19 protein-coding genes are annotated in these 21,150 nt (G+C 68.8%); 13 read left to right on the plus strand and 6 right to left on the minus strand.

What is annotated here, in order from left to right; all coding sequences use genetic code 11:
- The first annotated feature begins 74 nt into the window (after window positions 1-74).
- The 4 genes from ACP699_RS15065 to ACP699_RS15080 are packed head-to-tail and all read left to right on the plus strand — an operon-like array spanning window position 75 to window position 3,893.
- Window positions 75-1,070 carry a siderophore ABC transporter substrate-binding protein gene (locus tag ACP699_RS15065; RefSeq protein WP_055869962.1) on the plus strand — a complete coding sequence of 332 codons (996 nt, stop codon included), beginning with the start codon at window positions 75-77 and terminating at the stop codon, window positions 1,068-1,070.
- A 48-nt stretch (window positions 1,071-1,118) separates the two neighbouring features.
- Window positions 1,119-2,105 carry an ABC transporter permease gene (locus ACP699_RS15070; protein ID WP_055869965.1) on the plus strand — a complete coding sequence of 329 codons (987 nt, stop codon included), beginning with the start codon at window positions 1,119-1,121 and terminating at the stop codon, window positions 2,103-2,105.
- A gap of 7 nt (window positions 2,106-2,112) precedes the next feature.
- Window positions 2,113-3,141 (plus strand): iron chelate uptake ABC transporter family permease subunit, encoded by a 1,029-nt coding sequence (locus ACP699_RS15075; RefSeq protein ID WP_055869969.1) that lies wholly within the window; start codon window positions 2,113-2,115, stop codon window positions 3,139-3,141.
- Complete coding sequence (locus ACP699_RS15080; protein ID WP_017828100.1) at window positions 3,138-3,893, plus strand: ABC transporter ATP-binding protein; 756 nt, start codon at window positions 3,138-3,140, stop codon at window positions 3,891-3,893. Before ACP699_RS15075 ends, ACP699_RS15080 begins: the two co-directional genes overlap by 4 nt.
- Before the next feature lie 9 nt (window positions 3,894-3,902).
- On the opposite strand, the gene ACP699_RS15085 is transcribed toward ACP699_RS15080, so the two are convergent.
- The 3 genes from ACP699_RS15085 to ACP699_RS15095 are packed head-to-tail and all read right to left on the minus strand — an operon-like array spanning window position 3,903 to window position 5,833.
- Window positions 3,903-4,100 carry a hypothetical protein gene (locus ACP699_RS15085; protein ID WP_017828101.1) on the minus strand — a complete coding sequence of 66 codons (198 nt, stop codon included), beginning with the start codon at window positions 4,098-4,100 and terminating at the stop codon, window positions 3,903-3,905.
- 22 nt (window positions 4,101-4,122) lie between these two features.
- Window positions 4,123-5,082, minus strand: a complete 960-nt coding sequence (locus ACP699_RS15090; protein ID WP_426172091.1) for a DNA-3-methyladenine glycosylase family protein — start codon at window positions 5,080-5,082, stop codon at window positions 4,123-4,125.
- A 43-nt stretch (window positions 5,083-5,125) separates the two neighbouring features.
- On the minus strand, window positions 5,126-5,833 hold the full coding sequence (locus ACP699_RS15095) for a winged helix-turn-helix domain-containing protein (RefSeq protein ID WP_426172093.1): 708 nt from the start codon (window positions 5,831-5,833) through the stop codon (window positions 5,126-5,128).
- Between the two features lie 332 nt (window positions 5,834-6,165).
- Here ACP699_RS15095 and ACP699_RS15100 point away from each other — a divergent pair, with 332 nt between their 5' ends.
- From ACP699_RS15100 to ACP699_RS15120, 5 genes are all read left to right on the plus strand, one after another.
- Window positions 6,166-6,474 (plus strand): GNAT family N-acetyltransferase, encoded by a 309-nt coding sequence (locus tag ACP699_RS15100; protein ID WP_017828105.1) that lies wholly within the window; start codon window positions 6,166-6,168, stop codon window positions 6,472-6,474.
- 52 nt (window positions 6,475-6,526) lie between these two features.
- Window positions 6,527-7,009, plus strand: coding sequence for a DIP1984 family protein (locus ACP699_RS15105; protein WP_127481882.1), 483 nt, complete (start codon window positions 6,527-6,529; stop codon window positions 7,007-7,009).
- Between the two features lie 324 nt (window positions 7,010-7,333).
- Window positions 7,334-8,779 carry an MFS transporter gene (locus ACP699_RS15110; protein ID WP_055877087.1) on the plus strand — a complete coding sequence of 482 codons (1,446 nt, stop codon included), beginning with the start codon at window positions 7,334-7,336 and terminating at the stop codon, window positions 8,777-8,779.
- 103 nt (window positions 8,780-8,882) lie between these two features.
- Entirely contained in the window at window positions 8,883-10,052 is a 1,170-nt protein-coding gene (locus ACP699_RS15115; protein ID WP_055869977.1) for an exonuclease SbcCD subunit D, read from the plus strand.
- A complete protein-coding gene (locus tag ACP699_RS15120) occupies window positions 10,053-13,037 on the plus strand; it encodes an AAA family ATPase (protein WP_426172096.1) in 2,985 nt (994 codons plus the stop codon).
- Window positions 13,038-13,132: 95 nt separating this feature from the next.
- On the opposite strand, the gene ACP699_RS15125 is transcribed toward ACP699_RS15120, so the two are convergent.
- Window positions 13,133-13,690 (minus strand): nucleoside phosphorylase, encoded by a 558-nt coding sequence (locus ACP699_RS15125; protein WP_055869983.1) that lies wholly within the window; start codon window positions 13,688-13,690, stop codon window positions 13,133-13,135.
- Between the two features lie 108 nt (window positions 13,691-13,798).
- Here ACP699_RS15125 and nadE point away from each other — a divergent pair, with 108 nt between their 5' ends.
- From nadE to ACP699_RS15140, 3 genes are all read left to right on the plus strand, one after another.
- Complete coding sequence (gene nadE, locus ACP699_RS15130; RefSeq protein WP_017828110.1) at window positions 13,799-14,617, plus strand: ammonia-dependent NAD(+) synthetase; 819 nt, start codon at window positions 13,799-13,801, stop codon at window positions 14,615-14,617.
- A gap of 84 nt (window positions 14,618-14,701) precedes the next feature.
- Complete coding sequence (locus tag ACP699_RS15135; protein ID WP_426172099.1) at window positions 14,702-18,172, plus strand: TM0106 family RecB-like putative nuclease; 3,471 nt, start codon at window positions 14,702-14,704, stop codon at window positions 18,170-18,172.
- Entirely contained in the window at window positions 18,169-18,948 is a 780-nt protein-coding gene (locus tag ACP699_RS15140; protein ID WP_055877096.1) for a hypothetical protein, read from the plus strand. The genes ACP699_RS15135 and ACP699_RS15140 overlap by 4 nt, the downstream gene beginning before the upstream one ends.
- Window positions 18,949-18,955: 7 nt before the next feature.
- On the opposite strand, the gene upp is transcribed toward ACP699_RS15140, so the two are convergent.
- On the minus strand, window positions 18,956-19,588 hold the full coding sequence (gene upp, locus ACP699_RS15145; protein ID WP_017828113.1) for a uracil phosphoribosyltransferase: 633 nt from the start codon (window positions 19,586-19,588) through the stop codon (window positions 18,956-18,958).
- Window positions 19,589-19,669: 81 nt separating this feature from the next.
- Between upp and tadA the strand changes: the two genes are divergently transcribed.
- Window positions 19,670-20,125 (plus strand): tRNA adenosine(34) deaminase TadA, encoded by a 456-nt coding sequence (gene tadA, locus ACP699_RS15150; RefSeq protein ID WP_055870000.1) that lies wholly within the window; start codon window positions 19,670-19,672, stop codon window positions 20,123-20,125.
- A gap of 12 nt (window positions 20,126-20,137) precedes the next feature.
- Here the strand turns inward: tadA and ACP699_RS15155 are convergent, their stop codons facing one another.
- Window positions 20,138-21,109 (minus strand): cation diffusion facilitator family transporter, encoded by a 972-nt coding sequence (locus ACP699_RS15155; protein ID WP_055870002.1) that lies wholly within the window; start codon window positions 21,107-21,109, stop codon window positions 20,138-20,140.
- Window positions 21,110-21,150: the final 41 nt, after the last annotated feature.

A 21,150-nucleotide genomic window follows, 5' to 3' on the forward strand; every position in this document is an offset into this window, starting at 1 on the left:
GGCGAAGGTGATCCCTGCTCGTCACCCCGGCGCCCATCGTGTGCGCACCGATCCCGCAGAACAGGAGTCTCTCCATGTCCGTGCCCAGAACCCTCACCGCCACGAGCGTCGCTCTCGTCGGCCTCCTCGCCCTCGCCGGGTGCGCTTCCGGCGGCTCGGCGGAACCGGAGAAGACCGAACCCGCGGCAGCATCCGTCACGATCGAGGACAACACCGGCACGCACGAGATCCCGACGCCTCCCGCGTCTGTCGTGGCCCTCGACAACCGCACATTCCAGACGCTCTCCGACTGGGGCGTCGAACTCTCCGCCGCCGCCGTCGCGCTCATGCCGGAGACCGTGTCGTACGTGAAGGACGACGCGATCGTCGACATCGGACTCCACAGCGAGCCCGACCTCGAAGCGGTCGTCGCCGTCGAGCCCGACCTGATCATCAGCGGCCAGCGGTTCACGCAGCACAACACGGCGATCGCGGACCTCGTGCCCGACGCCACGATCATCGACCTCGAGCCGCGCGAGGGTGAGCCCTTCGACGAGGAGCTCAAGCGTCAGGTCACCGTGCTCGGTGAGATCTTCGGCAAGCAGGACGAGGCCGACAAGCTCGTCGACGACTTCGATGCTGCCGTCGAGCGCGCCAAGGCCGCCTACGACGACGCCGACACCGTCATGGCCGTGAACACCTCCGGCGGCGAGATCGGCTACCTCGCCCCGACCGTCGGACGCTCGCTCGGACCGATCTACGACATCCTCGGGCTGACCCCCGCACTCGAGGTCGACGACGCGACCGACGACCACCAGGGCGACGAGATCTCGGTCGAGGCGATCGCCACCTCGAACCCCGATTGGATCCTCGTGCTCGACCGCGACGCCGTGTTCGCCGCCGAGACCCCCGACTACGTGCAGGCGGCCGAGATCCTCGAGAGCTCGGAGGCGCTTGCCGGCGTCACCGCCGTCAAGGAGAAGCAGCTCGTCTACATGCCCACCGACACCTACCTGAACGAGGGCATCCAGACGTACACGGCATTCCTCAACGACCTCGCAGACGCCCTCGAGAAGAGCGCGAAGAACTGAGGTACTGCGGCGGCATCCGGGTGACCCGGATGCCGCCGCATCGTCATCATGGTCTCCACCGACATCGCTTCGCCGCCCCGCAACGCCGGGCGGCTCTTCGACGTGAAACTGCTCATCGGCGTGCTCGTCGTCGCCGTGCTCCTCGTGATCTCGCTCTTCACCGGGGTGTACGACGTCACCGGCGCGGAAGACGGCGCGCAGATGTTCCAGATCACGCGCGTTCCCCGCACGATCGCCCTGGTCCTGGCCGGAGCCTCGATGGCCATGGCGGGTCTGGTGATGCAGCTGCTCACTCAGAACCGCTTCGTCGAGCCGACGACGACCGGAACGACCGAGTGGGCGGGGCTCGGACTCCTGTTGGTCATGATCCTCGTGCCGCAGCCGTCGCTCTCGCTGCGGATGGCCGGTGCGGTGCTCGCGGCCTTCGTCGGCACGATGGTGTTCTTCGCGTTCCTGCGGCGGGTCGCCCTCAAGTCCTCCCTCATCGTGCCGATCGTCGGGATCATGCTCGGTGCGGTCGTCGGCGCGCTGTCGACGTACCTCGCGCTGGCGACGAACTCGCTGCAGATCATCGGCGTCTGGTTCGCAGGCAGCTTCACCTCGGTGATGCGCGGCCAGTACGAGATGCTCTGGATCGTGGCGATCGTCGGCGTGATCGTGTTCATCGTCGCCGATCGACTCACCATCGCCGGCCTCGGCGAAGAGGTCGCCACCAACGTCGGCGTGAACTACAACAGGATCATCCTGCTCGGAACGGTGCTGATCGCGGTCACCACCGGTGTGGTCACCGTGGTCGTCGGCAACCTTCCCTTCCTCGGTCTCATCGTGCCGAACATCGTCTCGATGGTGCGCGGCGACGACCTGCGCAGCAACCTGCCGTGGGTGTGCCTGCTCGGCATCGCGATCGTCACGGTGTGCGACATCATCGGACGCACCATCATCATGCCGTTCGAGGTGCCGGTGTCGCTGATCCTCGGGGTGGTCGGTGCCGTGGTGTTCGTGCTCCTCCTGCTGAGGCAGCGTCGACGTGGCTAGCGGCGTGATGAGCGAGGTGGCGACCACCGGCCCGCTGCGGTCGGCGGGCTCGTTCACGACCCCGCGTGCGCGCCGTCGCTACTTCGTCGTGCTCGGGACCCTTCTCGTCCTCGCCGCCGTCTCGGGCTTCGGCCTGCTGGCGTGGGCGAATCCGATGCCGGTCGGCTCCACCGGGTTCTGGCGGATCGCCCAGCACCGGGCGACCGACGTCACGGTCATGGCGCTCGTCGCGGTCGCGCAGGCCATCGCCACGGTGAGCTTCCAGACCGTCACCAACAACCGCATCATCACCCCGTCGATCATGGGTTTCGAGTCGCTGTACCGCGTGGTGCAGACCTCGACCGTGTACCTGTTCGGCGTGGCAGGGATCGTGGCGATCCAGGGCATCGGGCAGTTCGCGATCCAGGTCGCGATCATGGTCGCTCTCGCCGTCGCCCTCTACGGTTGGCTGCTGTCCGGCCGCTACGGCAATCTGCAGATCATGCTCCTGGTGGGCATCGTGATCGGGGGAGGCCTCGGGGCGATCTCCACCTTCATGCAGCGCCTGCTCACACCCAGCGAGTTCGACGTGCTGGCCGCGCGCCTGTTCGGCAATGTCTCCAACGCCGACTCCTCGTACCTGCCGTTGGCGATCCCGCTGGTCGTCGCGGCGTCTGCGCTGCTCTGGCTCCGCTCGCGTCGGCTCAACCTGATGGCGCTCGGGCCCGATGCCGCGCGCTCCCTCGGTGTCGATCATCGCCGTGAGCTGTTCATCGTGCTGTTCCTCGTCGCCGTGCTGATGGCGACATCGACGGCTCTGGTGGGACCGATGACGTTCCTCGGCTTCCTGGTGGCCACGCTCGCCTACCAGTTCGCCGACACGCATGACCACCGGCTGATCTTCCCCGTCGCGGTGCTCACGGCCTTCACGATCCTGGCCGGGGCGTACTTCGTGATGAAGAACGTCTTCTACGCGCAGGGGATGGTGTCGATCCTCATCGAGCTCGTCGGCGGCACCGTCTTCCTCATCGTCATCCTCAGAAAGGGCAGACTGTGATCGCTCTCGACGGCGTTCGCCGGGACTACAGCAGCGAGGTCGCGATCGGCCCCGTCGACCTCGAGATACCCGCCGGCGGCATCACCGCCCTCATCGGTCCGAACGGGGCGGGCAAGTCGACCCTGCTCACGATGATCGGTCGTCTCAGTGGAATGGACGCCGGTGCGATCGAGATCGCGGGACTCGACGTTGCCTCCACCAAGTCGAAGGACCTGGCGAAGGTCGTGTCGATCCTGCGTCAGGAGAACCACTTCGTGACCCGGCTCACCGTGCGCCAGCTCGTCGGCTTCGGGCGCTTCCCGCACTCGAAGGGGAGGCTGAATCGCGGCGACGAGGAGATCATCAGTCGGGCAATCGACTTCCTCGATCTCGGCGCCTTGGAGGGCCGCTATCTGGATGAGCTCTCCGGCGGGCAGCGCCAGCGCGCGTACGTCGCGATGGTCCTGGCGCAGGACACCGAGTTCGTCCTTCTGGACGAGCCGCTGAACAACCTCGACATGCGGCACGCCGTGCAGATGATGAAGCATCTTCGGCGGGCGGCGGAGGAGCTGGGGCGCACGATCGTCATCGTCCTGCACGACATCAACTTCGCCGGGCACTACGCCGACCACATCTGCGCCATGAAGGACGGTGCGGTGGTGGAGTTCGGGTCCCCCGCCGCGATCATGACGGATGAGGTGCTCACCCGCGTGTTCGACACTCCTGTGCGCGTCGTCGACGGTCCGTCCGGGCCGCTTGCCGTCTACTACTGAGCGGGCCCCTCAGAGCTCGATGCCGTGGTCTTCGTCGTTGACGCCGGCGTTGTTGCCCCGGCGCGACTCGTAGCCGAGGAACCAACCGAGCCACACGATCGCCGCGAGCAGCACACCGAGCCAGACGTTCTGGAAGATCAGCCCGATCACGACGCCGACGATCAGCAGGCCGACGGTGACGAGGATGCGCAGCAGAGAACGTGACATGGCCTCAGCTTAGGCGGCGTGCTCAGCGCCCACGATGATCTTCGGGTGCGAGGCGGGGACCCCTTCGTGGCTCCTGCACACCGCTGGCGTGGATGAGGCGCACGACCCGTTGCCGCTGTCCGGCCCAGGGGGCGAGGAGCTCGACCATGCCGTCGTCGTCGGTGCGCTTTCCCGTCAGCGCGTAGCCGACCTGGTGAGCGAGGTGATAGTCGCCGATACTGACCGCATCCGGGTCTCCGAGTGCGCGGATGCGGGTCTCCGCCGAGGTCCACACCCCCACACCGGGAAGGCTCGTGAGCACGCGGTCGCGGTCGGCTCCTGTGACGGCGGCTCCCACAGCGCGGGCGATGCGGTCGCCGCGCTCGGCCGCGCGCACGATGGTGCGCGACTGGGGCGGTTCGACCCCGGCGCGGTGCCATGCCCAGGAGGGGATGCGGAACCACTGCTCGGGGGAGGGAGCGGCGAACATCGGGCGCGGCGTCGGGCCCGGCGCCCGTGCGCCGAAGCGGGACACCAGCCAGCGCCACGCGCCGAAGGCCTGCATGCCGGTCACCTTCTGCTCGAGGATCGCGCACGCGAGCGCGTCGAACACCTCGTCGTTGCGGGTCAGACGCAGGCCCGGGTGTCGTCGTGCGGACTCCGCGATGAGCGGGTGCAGTGTGGCATCGAAGTCTCCGGAATCGTCGTGGGCACCGCAGAGCGCGGGCACGCTATCGAGAGCGTGCTCGGCACCGGGACCCCAGGCCGAGGCTCGAACCTCGTCGCCTGACATGCGGACGGCGAGTGTCGTGGGGCCGTGCGGGGTGCGCATGGCACGCCAGATCACCGTTCCGTCGATGATGGTCGTCGGATCGTTGCCGCCGCGGCGGAGCATGCCGACCGTGCGACGCAGGTCCAGGGGGTGCGGTGGTCGGTAGACGGTCTCTCGGGGAGCATCCGCGGAGGCGGCGTCGGCCGCGGCGGGATGCGCGATGAGGGTCATGCGCCCACCCTACGCGCCGGTTCTGACACCGACTCCCGGCGGCTCAGAAGCGGTCGGGCGAGGGGGTGCCGTGGCCGTAGCGGATGACGACGTCGGCGTGCCGGTCGAAGCGGTAGCCGATTCCGCGCACGGTGCGGACGATGTCCTCGTAGCGACCGAGCTTCGCGCGGAGGCGACGCACGTGCACGTCGATGGTGCGCTCGCCGGGAGTCTCGTCGTCCTGTGCCTGCCAGAGGGCGGAGACCAGCTCGCTGCGCTCGATGGTGCGGCCCTCGCGGAGCACGAGGTACTGCAGCAGCTCGAACTCCTTGTACGTGAACGCGGCGGACTCGCCGTCGATCAGCACGCGCTTGCGGGAGATGTCGACGGTCACGCCGCTCTCCTCGTCGGTGGTGTGCTCCTCGGCGGCGGCCTTGGTGCGGGCGATGGCGCCCGGCTCCTGCAGCGCGAGCCGGACCACATCGAGGTCACGGCCGCCCGAGCCGTGCGGTGCGAGCGCGACGGTGGCGTGGGTCTCCGCTCCGGGCGCGAGCTCGGCGAGGGTGCGGCGCAGTGCGTCGACGAGGAGGGGGAGACTGACACCGGCCTCTGCAGCCTTGATCTCGTCCAGCCCGACGTAGAGGGCGAAGCCACGGGGCGAGCGCACGGCGGGAAGGTCGGCTCCCGCTGCGGGGAGCGGTGCGGCGGGCTCCGGCTGGGTGCGGGTCGCGGCGGTGGTGGCGGGACGCTCGAGAAGTGCGGTGTTCGACATGATGATGAAGTCCTCAGGACGTGAGCCCGGATCGAACGGGGCTCTGATGCGTTGCATGAATGACCGGCGGAGCCGGGAAGCGAGCGAGGGTGGATGCTCGGAGACACTGACCTCGCAGATGGCGAGGAGTTCAGGTCAGGCGGGGTGGCTGTTCGTTCAGCGACACATTCGGCAACACATACCGACGCGACCGGGCATCATCATCCCGGCAGTCCTGTTCGCCTCCTGGGCGGACAAAGGGCTTGCGTTGGTGGTCATGGGGGGATTATGTCTGATCGTGACGCCCCATGTCAAAACGCCCGGGCGCTCGGAGCGGGCGTAACGTGGTTCGAATGACGATCTCGCACACTGTCGACGGCTTCATCCTGACCGACGAGAAGGACGCCTCGCGGTACACGCTCATGCGCGACGGCAAGCTCGTGAGCGTGCTCGACTACCGTGACGATGGCCGGACGATCGCGCTCACCAGGGCGTTCACCGTCCCGACTTTCCGCGGCAACGGCTATGCGGGGAAGGTCGTCGAGGGAGCTGTGGCCGACATCGAGGAGCGAGGTGATCGCAAGGTCGACGCCGTCTGCTGGTACGTCGCCGACTGGTTCTCCGCCCACCCGGAGCGTGCCGGTCTCCTGCGCACCCGCTGACTCTCCGGTCGTATGACGAACTGTTACGGTCGCTCCCTGCGAGGATGACGTCATGAAACTCGCCGAAGCCCTCACCGCACGCGCCGACCTGCAGCGCCGCATCGAGCAGCTGAGGGCGCGCATCGTCGCGAACGCCCGCTACCAGGAAGGTGAGGAGCCGGCGGAGGATGCCGCCGCCCTGATCGTGGAGGCGGATGCCGCGCTCACGCAGCTTCGCGACCTCATCCGGCGCATCAACGCCACCAACGCGCGTCTCGATCTGGGGGCCGACGGCACCATGACCGACGCGCTCGCCGCGCGCGACGTGCTGCGTCTGCGGCACTCCGTGCTGACCGATGCCGCGGCCGCGGCATCCGGGTCCAACGACCAGTTCCTGCGCCAGATGCGATCGGAGCTGCGTCAGGTCGCGGCGCTCCCGGTGGCGCAGCTGCGCTCGCAGGCCGACACCGTGGCCCAGGAGCTGCGCGAGCTCGACAACCGGATCCAGCAGGCGAACTGGTCGAACGATCTGGAGGAGGAGAGCGGAAGTCGGTAGTCACGAAGAAGCGGGCACAACCCCCAGCCGGCGGGGCAAGCCGGCACCTGTCGGGCGGAGGGCAGCCCCGATATCGCATCGCGCAGCCCCGCACGCCGCACAGGTGAAGGTGCACAGCGCATCTCGCATCACCGCGTGCCGATCATCGTGACGAGGGTGGGTCAGGGGACCTTCCGCTTCTTCTTCGTACCCCTGGGGCGAGAGTGCCTGCGATAGGATCGAGTTCTGCTCAGCCCCGTTGGCTGAGGCGGTCAGGTGCCGAGAGGCACGCTGATCCGAGGCTCGAAACCTCCGGCATCCTCAACAGACACCGGAGGTTTTTCCATGTCTTCTTCCCTGCGCGCCCATCCTCGTTCCCGGTGGTGGGCACTCATCGTCATCTCGCTCACGCAACTGGTCGTCGTCCTCGACGGCACGATCGTGAACATCGCCCTGCCCCGCGCCCAAGCTGCCCTCGGGCTCTCGGACGGGCAGCGACAGTGGGTCGTCACGGCCTACGCCCTGGCTTTCGGGGCCCTGCTGCTGCTCGGCGGCCGGATCGCCGACTACGTCGGGCGCAAGCGCGTCTTCATGATCGGCATGGTCGGATTCGGAGCGGCATCTCTGTACGGCGGGTTCGCACAGCAGGGGTGGGAACTGATCCTCGCTCGCGGGCTGCAGGGGGCCTTCGCCGCCCTCCTCGCGCCCGCCGCGCTCGCCCTTCTCACCGTCACGTTCCCCTCGGGGCGGGAGCGGAACACCGCATTCGCCGTCTTCGGAACCGTGGCCGGCACCGGCGCAGCCGTCGGGTTGCTCCTCGGCGGCGTGCTCACCGAGTTCGCCGACTGGCGCTGGTGTCTCCTGGTCAACCTCTTCTTCGTCGCGATCGGCGTGATCGGCGGCGCACTCTTCCTGACCGAGAGCAAGGCAGAGGGCGAGAACCGCTACGACGTCTGGGGTGCGATCTGCGTGACCCTCGGCCTCGGTGCGCTCGTCTACGGATTCAGCCGTGCCGAGAACGGGTGGGCCGATCCGCTGACGATCGCATTCCTCGCCATCGGGGTCGTGCTCCTGGCCGTGTTCGTCTGGGTGGAGAGCCGGGTGGCGCAGCCGCTGCTACCCCTGCGCGTCGTCGCGGACCGAGTGCGAGGCGGGGCGTTCCTGATCCAGGGAATCGCCGGTGCGATCATGATCGGGGCAACGATCTACCTGACCTTCCACCTGCAGTTCGTGCTGGGCATGGGCGCGCTGCAGGCGGGCCTCGCGAGCCTGCCGCTGCCGATCGCGACCATGGTTCTGGCCCCGATCGCGACCAAGCTGCTGTCGGTGATCGGCCCACGTCCGCAGCTGGTCGTCGGACCGCTGTTCGCCGCGGTCGGGCTGTTCCTGCTCTCCGGGATCACCCCGGACGGCGCCTACTTCGTGCAGATCGCTCCGGGACTGGTGCTCCTGGGCATCGGCATGGGGTTCGTCTTCATCCCGCTGCAGAACCTAGCGCTCTCGGGAGTCGCCCCGCATGACGCGGGAGTGGCGTCGGCGGTGGCGAATTCATCGATGCAGATCGGCGGCTCGATCGGCCTGTCGGTGTTCACCGCGGTGTACGCCGCCTCCGTCGGCGGTCGCTCTCAAGCCGATCTCGCACCGCAGCAGTTGACCGACGCCTACGGGTGGACCTTCATCACCGCGTCGATCCTCATGGTCGTGGCGTCCGTCATCGCCGCGACCATGGTGCGCGGCACGAAGGAGCAGCTGCTTCCGGCGCAGGACACGCCCGTTCTCACGGCGCACTGACGTGGTGGCGCGGCATCCGTTCCGGGGCGAGGATCCCGCATCGGGAACGGATGCCACGGCACGCCTCGGACGGAATGTCGGAGGGGCTTCGTACCGTGTGAGTATGCGCATCCTGCACACCTCTGACTGGCACATCGGCCGGACGTTCCATGGCAACTCGACCATGGACGCTCTCGCCGAGGTTCTCGGAGCGCTCACCGCACAGGTTCGCGACAACGCGGTCGATGTCGTCGTCATCGCGGGAGACGTGTTCGATTCCGCCACTCCGTCCGGCGCCGCCTACACCCTGCTGGGCGATGCGCTGGTGGCCCTGCACGAGACGGGTGCCCGTGTCATCGTCACCAGCGGCAACCACGACTCGGCCGCACGGCTCGGCTTCCAGGCCCGTCTGCTCCGCGAAGGCATCCACGTGTTGACTGACCCGCTGGCGGTCGGCGTCCCCGTCACCGTCGCCGATGCGCATGGGCCGGTGCACTTCTTCGGAATTCCCTATCTCGAGCCGGCGATCGTGCGCCAGCACTGGCCCGAGGGCGATGGCTCAGGGCGTCAGCTGCGCACGCAGGCGCAGACCATGGCGCATGCGATGGACCTCGTGCGCGCCGGCATGGCGCGACACGAGGGGCGCTCGGTGGCGATCGCCCATTGCTTCGCCGCCGGTGTCGACGCGACGGTCGGGCTCGAGCGCGAGGTGCGTCAGGGCGGCCTCGATGTCGTACCGCTGAGTGTGTTCGACGGTCCTGACTACGTGGCGCTCGGCCACATCCACGGGCGTCAGAAGCTCAGTGATCGGGTCCGCTACGCGGGGGCGCCTCTGCACTACAGCTTCGGAGAGCAGGACAAGCCTCGCGGGTCGTGGCTCGTCGACGTCGATGCCGATGGACTCGCCGAGGTCGAGTGGCTCGAGCTGCCGGTGCCGCGCCGCCTGGTCACGCTCACCGGCCCGCTCGACGAGCTCCTTTCCGCCGAGAGCGTCGCCACGCACGCAGACGACTGGGTCTGCGCCGTGTACACCGACGCCGTGCCGCAGACCGAGCCGATGCGCCGCCTCCGCGAGAGCTACCCCTACTGCGCCATGGTGCAACATCAGCCCGAGGTCAGGGCCGAAGCAGACGAGCGCTCCTACGTGCAGCGTCTGCGCAACGCGGTGACCGATGCCGACCGCATCGATGCCTTCCTCGAACATGTGCGGGCGGGTCAGGGGCCGACGGTGGCCGAGCGCGACCTGATCCGGGCGATCCTCGACGAGCGTGTGCGCGCTGAGGCGCTCGTCTAGATGCGTCTTCATCGCCTGGAGGTCGAGGGCTTCGGCCCCTTTCGCTCGCGTCAGACGGTCGACTTCGACGCGTTCGCCGACGATGGCATCTTCCTGATCGCCGGACGGACCGGGGCGGGCAAGTCCAGCATCCTCGACGCCGTCTGCTTCGGTCTCTACGGCGGAGTGCCACGATACGACGGCGGCGAGAAGCGCCTTCGGAGCGACCACTGCGAGCCCGACGATCCCTCAGAGGTGGTCGTCGAGTTCAGCACTCCCACCGGCCGGTTCCGGGTGACCCGTTCGCCCGAGTATCTGCGCCCGGCCAAGCGCGGCGGCGGCATGACCAAGCAGGCGTCGGCCGTGGCCCTCGACGAGTGGACGGATGCAGGGTGGGTCGGACGCGCCGCACGCGCGGTCGATGTCGCAGGCGAGCTCGACGAGATCCTCCAGCTCAGCCGCGAGCAGTTCCTGCAGGTGATCCTGCTCGCGCAGAACAGGTTCTCGGAGTTCCTGCTCGCGGGGAGCCGCGACCGCCAGGCGCTGCTGCGCAGGCTGTTCGGCACGCAGCGTTTCGAAGACGTGCAGGCGCGGTTCGATGAGCGTCGTCGGGAGGCGGAGCAGGCGCTCGGCGCTCGGCTCGCGACCGTCGAGGCCCGTGTCGACGAGGCCGAGCGCTTGGTGGCCGCCGACGGGTTGTCGGGAGACGGCGATGACACAGAGCCCGAGGCTCCACACGTGCCGTCGTCGATCGATGAGCGTCTCGGCGCCCTTCGACGGGCGAGGGCCCGCGCCGACTATCGTGCAGAGCGCCGAGCATCGGAGCGCATCGACGCGGAGAAGCAGTCGGCGGCAGCCGATGAGGCGCTCGCTGCGACGCGCGAGGAGCAGCGCGCGCAGCGTGAGCGCGACCGCGCCAGGGCTGCGCTCGAACGCCTCGACTCCGAGGTGCCCGTCATCGAGGAGGCCCGTGCGGAGCTCACCGCGGCGCGCGCCGCCGAAGCGCTCCGCTCGACGATCGCCGCCGCGGCACGTGCACGTACGGCGTTCGCGAGCGCATCCCGAGACGAACAGAGCGCCCGTGCGGCAGGAGAGGCCCTCGGGCTCGCTGTGGATGGCGACCTGGACGCGTGGACGGCGGAGCGCACCCGGGAGAGCGGAGCCTGGCAGCGGGCGCGAGAACTCGAAGAGGCGGCGCCGGCACTCGACGCCGAGGTGCGATCGGCAGAGGCCGCGGTCGAAGCAGCGACTCTACGCATCGAAGCCGCGGACGCGAAGCGCACCGCACTTCCCGACGAGATCGCCGCGCTGACAACGAGACGAGACGAGACCCGGCGCCTCGCCGACCGTGTGGACGACCGACAGGCGGCCTTGGCGGCGGCAGACGTGCGTCGAGAGGCCGCGCGGGAGGCGGAACGGCTGCGTGCCGCCGAGAGCGCACTCGACCTCGAGCTCACGCAGGCCACAGCGCTGCATGCGGCTGCGCAGTCGGCCCTGTCTCAGCTGCGTCAACGGCGAACCGACGGCATGGCCGGAGAGCTCGCATCGACACTCCGACAGGAACATCCCTGCCCTGTCTGCGGCTCGCTCGATCACCCGGCACCGGCCACGCATTCCGACCCCGTCTCGCTCGAGGACATCGCCCTCGCGGAAGAAGCACGAGATGCCGCGGCGCAGAAGGAGCGGCAGCTGGCGTCGACCTCCTCGACGCTGCGCGCCGAGTCGGCCGCCGCCACCGCCCGCGCCGACGGGCGGGACATCGAACAGGCCGAGAGTGAGTACGCCGACGCCGCTGCGGCGCTCTCGATCTCCCGTGCGGCCCTGGAAGACCTCACGGCGCTCGACATCCAGCTGGGCGAGCTCGTCGCCCGTGCCGAGCGGCTCGATGCCGAACGGGAAGAGGATGCGCGAGCCCTTGCGGAAGCACGAGAACAGCACGCTCTACTGCGGCAGCGGAGCGCCGAGGCGCACGAACTGATCGTCGAGGCGCGGGGTGGATTCGACACCGTCGCCGCCCGGCTCGCCGACACGGAGTCGAGGATTGCCGCAGCGCACGCGCTCATCCAGGCCATCACGGAGCGCACGCGCAGGGCCGAGGCGCTCGTCGAGGCGGAGACGGAGCGGGACGCGGCGCTCGCAGAATCCGTGTTCGACGACGTGGCCGCCGCCGAGGGGGCGCTGCGTTCGATGGCGGAGCAGGAGGCCCTCGACGCGAGGATCGCCCAGCATGCCGTGCAGCGGGAGAAGGAACGGGCCGTCCTGTTCGATCTCGAACTGCGTACGCTGCCCGAGGAGCCGATCGACCTGGCGCCGGCTGAGCAGGCATCGGCCGCCGCCCGCGGCGCCTGGACGGCGGCCGTCGACGAAGCGGCGAGGGCGGCTGGCACGGCGGAACGGCTCGGAGGCCTGATCGAGTCGGCCTCGACCGAGCATGCCCGCACCGCCGACGACGCCGCGGAGTTCGAGGTGCTGCAGAACCTGGCCGACACGATCGCGGGCAGAGGCGCGAACACCCGCAAGATGACGCTCGAGACCTTCGTCCTCGCCGCCGAGCTCGAAGAGATCGTCGAGGCGGCCAACCGCCGGTTGCACGACATGTCGACGGGCCGCTACCAACTGCAGCACTCCGATGCCCTGGCGGCTCGAGGTGCTGCGTCCGGTCTCGGCATCGTGGTCTCCGATGCCTTCACCGGTCAGACCAGACCGCCGCAGTCGCTGTCGGGGGGCGAGACGTTCCTCACATCCCTCGCCCTCGCTCTGGGACTGGCCGAGGTCGTCACCGCACGCGCGGGCGGGATCCGCCTGGACACCCTCTTCATCGACGAGGGATTCGGCTCCCTCGATGGAGATACGCTCGACGTCGCGATGCGCACGCTCGACGAGCTGCGACAGGGAGGCCGGACGGTCGGGATCATCAGCCACGTCGAGGCCATGCAGGAGCAGATTCCCGCTCAGCTCACGGTGCGAGCGCTGCCGAACGGGCCCAGCATCATCGAGGCCCGCTGAGGCAGGCGCGCTGAGTCAATCGTGGCCCGCTGAGTCGTGTACGGCTGAGCGCAGGCCGGCTGAGTCGAAACGCGGGGACAGGCGTCCCCGCGCTCTCAGACGCCGTACTCGCTGCGGATGAATTCGCGCAACTGCACGCTGCAGCGCGCGACGGCCTCACGCCAATCCGTCAACGCCCCGTCTTCGGCCTGATCGGACACCGCGCGGAACACGCGGATCGGGACATCGAACTGTCCGGCGACCCAGATGTAGGCGTAGGTCTCCATGTCGACCAGGGCCGCGCCCGAGGGACGGATCACGGCGGTGACCTCGGCGTCCTCGACGAAGTGGTCACCGGTGGCGATCAGCACGCCGTCGCGCCCGGTCGAGACACGTGCCGGCAGCGACACGTGCTGGCCCGAGATGCCGTCGAGATCGGTCACGTCATGCTGAAACGCGGTGCCGACTTCGTGGACGGTCGCCGCGAGGTCGGGATCGATCGCGCCGGCCGTGCCCACGACCACGATCTCGTCGTAGACCTTGGCGTCGAGCGCGCGAGTCAGGGCGTAGGTCGCCTGGAGCTTGCCGGGGCCGCTCACGAGACGGTCGAAGCCGTCGAGCTCCTCAGGGAATGCGGACAGTTCGGATTCGAGGGCAGCGAGCAGCAGTTTCACTGGCCTATTCTCTCAGGTCTTCGCTGGCAGGAGCATGCGCACGCCGCGGCGTCACCCGGGTGTAACACGGAAGGGCGATACTGATTCGAGGACAAGACGGAGGATGACATGTCGTTGCAGAAGCAGATCTCTGAAGACCTCGGCGTCAGGCCCGAGATCGACCCCGAGTCCGAGGTCGAGCGTCGGGTCGGATTCCTCGTCGACTACCTCCGAACGACCGGGGCGAAGGGCTACGTGCTCGGGATCTCCGGTGGGCAGGACTCCACGCTGGCCGGACGCCTCGCGCAGCTCGCCGTCGAGCGGGTGCGGGCGGAGGGAGGGGAGGCGAAGTTCCTCGCCGTGCGCCTGCCTTACCGTGTGCAGCACGATGCCGCAGACGCCGAGGCCGCCCTCGACTTCATCGCGCCCGACTCCTCGGTCGAGGTCAACATCCAGAACGGCGTCGACGGTGTCGAGGAAGACATCGAGTTCGCGGTCACGAGCGACATCAGCGACTTCAACCGGGGCAACATCAAGGCGCGTGTCCGCATGGTCACGCAGTACGCGCTCGCCGGCCATGACGGGATGCTGGTGATCGGCACGGACCACGCCGCCGAGGCTGTGACCGGCTTCTACACGAAGTTCGGCGACGGCGCGGCCGACATCCTCCCGCTCTCCGGGCTCAGCAAGCGGCAGGGGCGCTCGATGCTGCAGTTCCTCGACGCTCCGGATCGGCTGGCGTTCAAGGTGCCGACCGCCGACCTGCTCGACGGTCAACCGGGGCGCGCCGATGAGGATGAGCTCGGACTCACCTACGAGCAGATCGACGACTTCCTCGAAGGGCGCGACGTCGACCCCGAGGTCGCCGGCCGCATCGAGGCGAGGTACCTCGCGACGCAGCACAAGCGGCATCTTCCGGTGACTCCCGACGACACCTGGTGGCGCTGACGCCGGTCGTCTCGACAGGCGCACGCGTTCGCCCGTGTCGGATGCCGCGGATAGTGTCGAAGGATCCGACAGAACGGGAGCATCGTGCGGATCGACACTCAGGCGCAGCGCGTCATCTGGAGCGCGAGCGACCTCAAGGCGGCCGCCGAATGCGAGTTCGCATGGTGTCGGGCGATCGACGCGAAGCTGGGGCGGGTGCCGGCCGTCGAAGAACCGGAAGACGCCACGCTGAAGCGCGCGGCGCAGCTCGGCGATGTGCACGAGCAGAACGTGCTCGCCCGCTACATCGACGATCTCGGTGACGAGAACGTCCACCGTGTCGAGAAGGTCTCGTCGGTCGACGCCGAAGCACTGGCCGCGGCGATCGATGAGACGGTGACCGCGCTGCGCTCAGACGTACAGGTCGTCTTCCAGGCCGCTTTCGCAACCGAGGAGTTCGTCGGCTTCGCCGATTTCCTCCGTAAAGACGACGACGGGCGCTGGCGGGTGCAGGACTCGAAGTTGGCGCGCAAGGCGCGTGTCACCGCCCTCATGCAGCTCGCGGCATATGTCGACCAGCTCGATCGCCTCGGCATCGCGCGTGCCGATGAGGTCGACCTCATCCTCGGCGACGGCACGCTCAGCACGCACGCCGTCGACGATCTCCTCCCGCTGTTCCAGGTGCGACGCGCGCGGCTGCGCGCACTCATCGCCGATCGGCGTATCGCCGACGGTGCGACGGGCGCTCCGCTGGCGTGGGGCGACGATCGCGGCGACCTCCAGGTCGTGGCCTGCGGGCGCTGCGCCACCTGCGAGGAGCAGGTGCTCGCGCACCGCGACCTTCTCATGGTCGCGCGGATGCGACCGGTGCAGCGGGCCCGGTTGCGGACCTCCGGCATCGAGACGATCGACGCACTGGCTGCGGCCGTCGAGGCGCCGGCGGGCATGAACGCCGACACCTTCGAGACCCTTCGCGCACAGGCCCGTCTGCAGTTGCAGGCGGACGCCGAGGGGGTGCCGACGTTCGACGTTCACTACGCGCAGGCGATCCACACTCTTCCGCTGCCCAGTCACGGCGACATCTTCTTCGACTTCGAGGGCGATCCGTTGTACACCGAGCCTGCTCCCGACGGCGAGGCCCACTGGGGGATCGACTACCTGTTCGGCTGGGTGGACAACGCCGACCAGTACTCGGCCCTGTGGGCGCACACGTTCGCCGACGAGAAGCGCGCGCTCGAGGACTTCCTCGACTTCGTGAACGCACGCAGGCTCGCACACCCCGGCATGCACATCTATCACTACGCCCCTTACGAGACCTCGCACCTGGTAGCCATGGCCGCGCGGCACGGCGTGCGCGAGGGCGAGGTCGACCGGCTGCTGCGCGAGGGGGTGTTCGTCGACCTCTACCCGCTGGTGCTGCGGACGGTGCGGGTCGGGTCCCGCTCGTACTCGATCAAGAAGCTCGAACCGCTCTACATGGGCGAAGACGTGCGCACCAGCGACGTGCAGAAGGGCGACGACTCCATCGTGCAGTACGTCGCGGCCCGCGAGCTCGCGGCGGCGGGGGAGAGGTCCGAGGCAGACGCCGTTCTGGCCGACCTCGCCGACTACAACCGCTACGACTGCGTGTCGACGCGGCGGTTGCGCAACTGGCTCATCGACATCGCCAGACAGCAGGGCGTGACGCCCGCACCGCCCGACGACGCCGACGAGGTCATCTACGAGCCGTCGCCCCGCTCGGTCGCGCTCCTCGCCGACGCGGAACGTGCTGTCGAGGCCGGCGACGACGGGTTGGTGCACCGGATCGCCGCTGCGGCCATCGACTACTTCCCCCGCGAGGCGAAGAGCTTCTGGGTGTCGCACTTCCAGCGGCTGCGCGAACCGGTGACGATGTGGGACGGCACGCGAGACGTGGTGCGGATCGACCGTCCGTCATCGGTCGTGCGTCGGGAGTGGAGCATCGGCGAGGGGCGACGGGTGATGTCGCGCGACATCGAGATCCGCGGCGAGGTGTCACCCGGCACGACGCTCGGCCCGGGGGCTCAGCCGTTCGCGCTCTACGAGGTCCCGGCTCCGTTCGACACCGAGGTGCCGTCTCGTGCGGTCCATGTACCGCACACGGTCACGGTCTCCGAGGTGCTCGACGACGGCTACCTCGTCACCGAGACGGCCGTGCAGGGCCAGACCTGGGACGAGCTGCCGCTCGCGCTCACGCCGGCGGCGCCCCCACGTGTGGTCTCACTCCAGGGAGCCATCGACGAGTGGGCCGACGCCGTGCACCTGGCCGCTCCCGGTTTCCCAGAAGACGCCGCGACCGACATCCTGCGCCGTATCCCGCCACGCACGGTGTCGGGACGCGCACTGCCGGAGGCCGGTGATGACACCGTCGATGCCATCGTGCGCGGTGTGCTCGATCTCGACCGCAGCTATCTCGCCGTGCAGGGTCCTCCCGGCACAGGCAAGACCTATACAGGATCGCGGGTGATCGCACGCCTGGTGAATGAGCACGGCTTCAAGGTGGGTGTCGTCGCGCAGTCGCATGCCATCATCGAGACTCTCCTGGCAAGGGTCGTCGCCGACGGCGTCTCGCCGGCACAGGTGGCGAAGGCGCCGAAGGACCCGGATGCGGATCCGCCCTACACCGTGATCCCCAAGAGCGGTATGGCGTCGTTCCTCGGGGAGCACGCCGGCGAGGGGGCCGTCGTCGGCGGTACGGCGTGGGATTTCAGCAACACCCAGCGCGTCGGTCGGGCAGGACTCGACCTCCTCGTGATCGATGAAGCGGGGCAGTTCTCGCTCGCCTCGACGATCGCGGTCGCGGCCGGGGCGAAGCGGCTGCTCCTCCTCGGCGATCCGCAGCAGCTGCCGCAGGTGAGTCAGGGAGCCCACCCCGAGCCGGTGGACACATCCGCCCTCGGCTGGGTGATGGACGGCGATCCGGTCGTGCGTCCCGAGTACGGCTACTTCCTCGCGCGATCGTGGCGGATGCATCCCTTCGTCGCCGCGCCCGTATCGAAGCTCGCCTATGCCGGACAGCTCGCCTCGGCCCCTGGCACGGAGCGCCGATCGCTCGACGGCATCGACCCGGGCCTTCACGTCATGCCTCTTCGTCATCGCGGCAATGCGACCCAGTCTCCCGAAGAGGCCGCGGAGGTCGTGCGGCTCGTCGCCGACCTGGTCGGGCGCACCTTCACGGACAACGACCCCGGCGCCTCGAAGCGGCCTCTCACGCAGTCCGACATCATCGTCGTCACCCCTTACAACGCGCAGCGTCAGCTGGTCCTCGATGCGCTCGCCGATGCCGGGTTCCCCGACGTCCCGGTGGGCACCGTCGACAACTTCCAGGGCAAGGAGGCCGTCGTCTCCATCACCTCCCTGGCAGCATCGAGCGGTCGGGATGCGCCACGCGGGCCCGAATTCCTGCTGTTGCAGAATCGACTCAACGTGGCGATCTCCCGCGCCCAGGTTGTCGCCTACCTGATCCACTCGCCCGCGTTGCTGGACGATCTGCCGTACACGCCGGAGGGTGTGGCTCGCCTCAGCGCCTTCGCCCGTCTCGTCGGGGCAGCGGGATGAGCGCCCACACGGTCGACGAGATCCTGGCCGCCTCGGCCGCATGGGTCTGGTTCCCCCGCGACAGCGAGCATGTGCGCGAGCACCTGCTGCTCGTGCGTGATCCGGAGAGGTTCGGCGGCGGGGTGCGCGGTTCCCAGGTGGAATCGAGTCTCAGCCCCGCGGAGGTGGTCGATCATGCGCTGGAGCGGACGAGAGCGTGGGGCGCGCAGCGATTCACATTCTGGACGAGCTCCGCCGACCGCCCTGACCTCGAGGAGGAACTGCGTCGGCGCGGCGCAGAACACATCGACACGGTGGCGGTGTTCGCTCGCCCTCTCGACGGTGCAACCGTTGACGTGCCGGCGGATGTGACCGTCGAGGTCGTGCGCACGCTGGAGCAGGTGCGCGCTGTGGACACCGTCAACGTGCCGGTGTGGCAGCAGCGACCGCTCGATGCGGAAGGTCTGCAGGCCGAGTTCGCCGAAGTGACCGCAGCACTCGAGGCGCGCGAGGGGTTCCGGGTCCTCGCGCGGATCGGCGACCGCGCTGTCAGCACCGGAGGGTGCACCATCGACGACGGATTCGTCCGACTCTGGGGTGCATCCACGCTTGCGACGGACCGCGGTCGGGGGGCGTACCGTGCGGTGCTCGCGGAGCGACTGCGCCGGAGTGCCACCTGGGGAGCGAAGACGGCCCTCGTGAAGGGTCGCATCTCGACATCGGCGCCCATCCTGGCGCGCGCCGGATTCACTCACTACGGCGACGAACGGGCGTACCGCCTGAATCCGGCGGCGTAGAGCCGAATCAGACGGTGCCGTAGAGCCTGTCGCCGGCGTCGCCGAGCCCGGGAACGATGTAGCCCTTCTCGTCGAGGCGCTCGTCGAGTGCGCCGAGCACGAGAGTCACGTCGCGGTCGCCCGCCATGGCCTCGATCGCGGCGACGCCCTCGGGGGTTCCGAGCAGGCAGATCGCGGTCACGTCCTTCGCGCCGCGGTCGAACAGGAACTGGATCGCCGCGGCGAGCGAGCCACCGGTAGCCAGCATCGGGTCGATCGCGAAGCACTGGCGATCGCTCAGATCGTCGGGCAGGCGCTCGGCATAGGTCGTCGGCTCGAACGTCGTCTCGTCGCGCACCATGCCGAGGAAGCCGACTTCGGCCGTCGGGAGCAGCTTCACGAGGCCTTCGAGCATGCCGAGACCGGCGCGCAGGATCGGCACCACGATCGGGCGGGGCTCCGAGATCTTCACACCCATCGTGGTCGTCACCGGTGTGGTGATCTCGATCGGGCTGACCTTCACGTTGCGAGTCGCCTCGTACGCGAGCAGCGTGACGAGCTCCTCTGTGAGCTGCCGGAAGACCGGCGACGGCGTGCGCGCGTCGCGCAGCACCGAGAGCTTGTGGGTGATGAGAGGGTGGTCGGCCACGTGAACACGCATGGATACAGGGTAATGCGCTGCGGGGCCAGGCACGACATCGGGTGCTCCGGCCGCGCTCGGCGGCTGTCGTAGGCTCGACGCATGACCGCTGCCGACGACCTCGCGATGGCGCGCGCCCTCGTGCTCGCGGCCGAGGCTGCGGCGGCCTCGGAGATCCCCGTCGGCGCGGTGGTCCTCGACCCCGACGGGCGGATCATCGCCGAGGGTCGCAACACCCGCGAGGAGACCCACGATCCGACGGGTCACGCCGAGATCGAAGCGCTCCGACGTGCCGCGGCAGTGGTCGGCTCCTGGAATCTCGAGGGGCACACGCTCGTGGTGACTCTCGAACCGTGCGTCATGTGTGCCGGGGCGGTCCTGCAGGCCCGTATCGGTCGCGTGGTTTTCGGTGCCTGGGACGACAAGGCGGGCGCGGCGGGCTCGATGTACGACGTGTTGCGCGACCGGCGGCTGCCCTACCGTGCCGAGGTCATCGGCGGTGTCGCGGCCGATGCGGCGACCGCGCTCCTGCGCTCGTTCTTCGAGCAGCGGCGCTGAGCGCTCCCGCGCTCAGTCCGAGGACTTGAGCACGAAGACGTCGGTCGAGGGCTCGGGGTCGATCGCGGGGCGGTAGACGTCCGGCTCGATGTAGACGATCCGTGCCACCGGCACGGCCTCGCGGATCCGCGCCTCGATCGCATCGATGTCGTCGGCGGCCTCGCGCAGCGGCTTGTCGGCGTTGAGGGCGATCTTCGCCGCGACCATCAGCTCGTCGGGGCCGAGGTAGAGGGTCTTCATGTGGATGATCTTCTCGATCTCATCGCCCGCGTTGATCGCGTCCACGATGCGGTCGTGGTCGGCCTGGGTGGCGCCTTCTCCGACCAGGAGGCTCTTCGTCTCCACGCCCAGCACGATCGCGATCAGCACCAGCAGCACACCGATCATGACGGTGCCGAGCGCGTCGAACATCGGGTTGCCGGTGATGAGGGTGAGGCCGACGCCGAGCAGCGCGAACGTGAGGCCGGTGAGTGCGCCCACGTCTTCCAGCAGCACGACGGGAAGCTCCGGTGCCTTGGAGCGGCGCACGAACGACACCCACGACTGGCCCTTCTCGCGCACGAGGTTGCTCTCGCGCATGGCGGTGCGCAGCGAGAACGACTCGAGTCCGATGGCGACGACGAGCACCACGAGCGGCAGCCACCACCATGTCTTGTCGAGCTCGTGCGGGTTCGTGAGCTTCTCGACGCCCTCGTAGATCGCGAAGAGGCCACCCACCGAGAAGAGGATGATCGAGACGACGAAGGCGTACACGTAGCGCTCCCGGCCGTAGCCGAACGGGTGCGCACGGTCGGCCTCGCGCCGGGCCTTGCGTCCGCCCAGCATCAGCAGCAGCTGGTTGCCCGAGTCGGCGACGGAGTGGATGGCCTCGGCGAGCATCGAGGCGGATCCGGAGAGAGCCCAGGCGATGAACTTCGCGAGGGCGATGCCCATGTTCGCCAGGAACGCCGCGACGATGGCCTTGTTGCCTCCGGATGCACTCATGGGATGAGTCTAGAACCGCCCGCCTGAGGATGTCGGAGTGC

The organism is Microbacterium sp. DWRC1-3 (assembly GCF_049896645.1).
Classification (GTDB): Bacteria; Actinomycetota; Actinomycetes; order Actinomycetales; family Microbacteriaceae; genus Microbacterium; species Microbacterium maritypicum.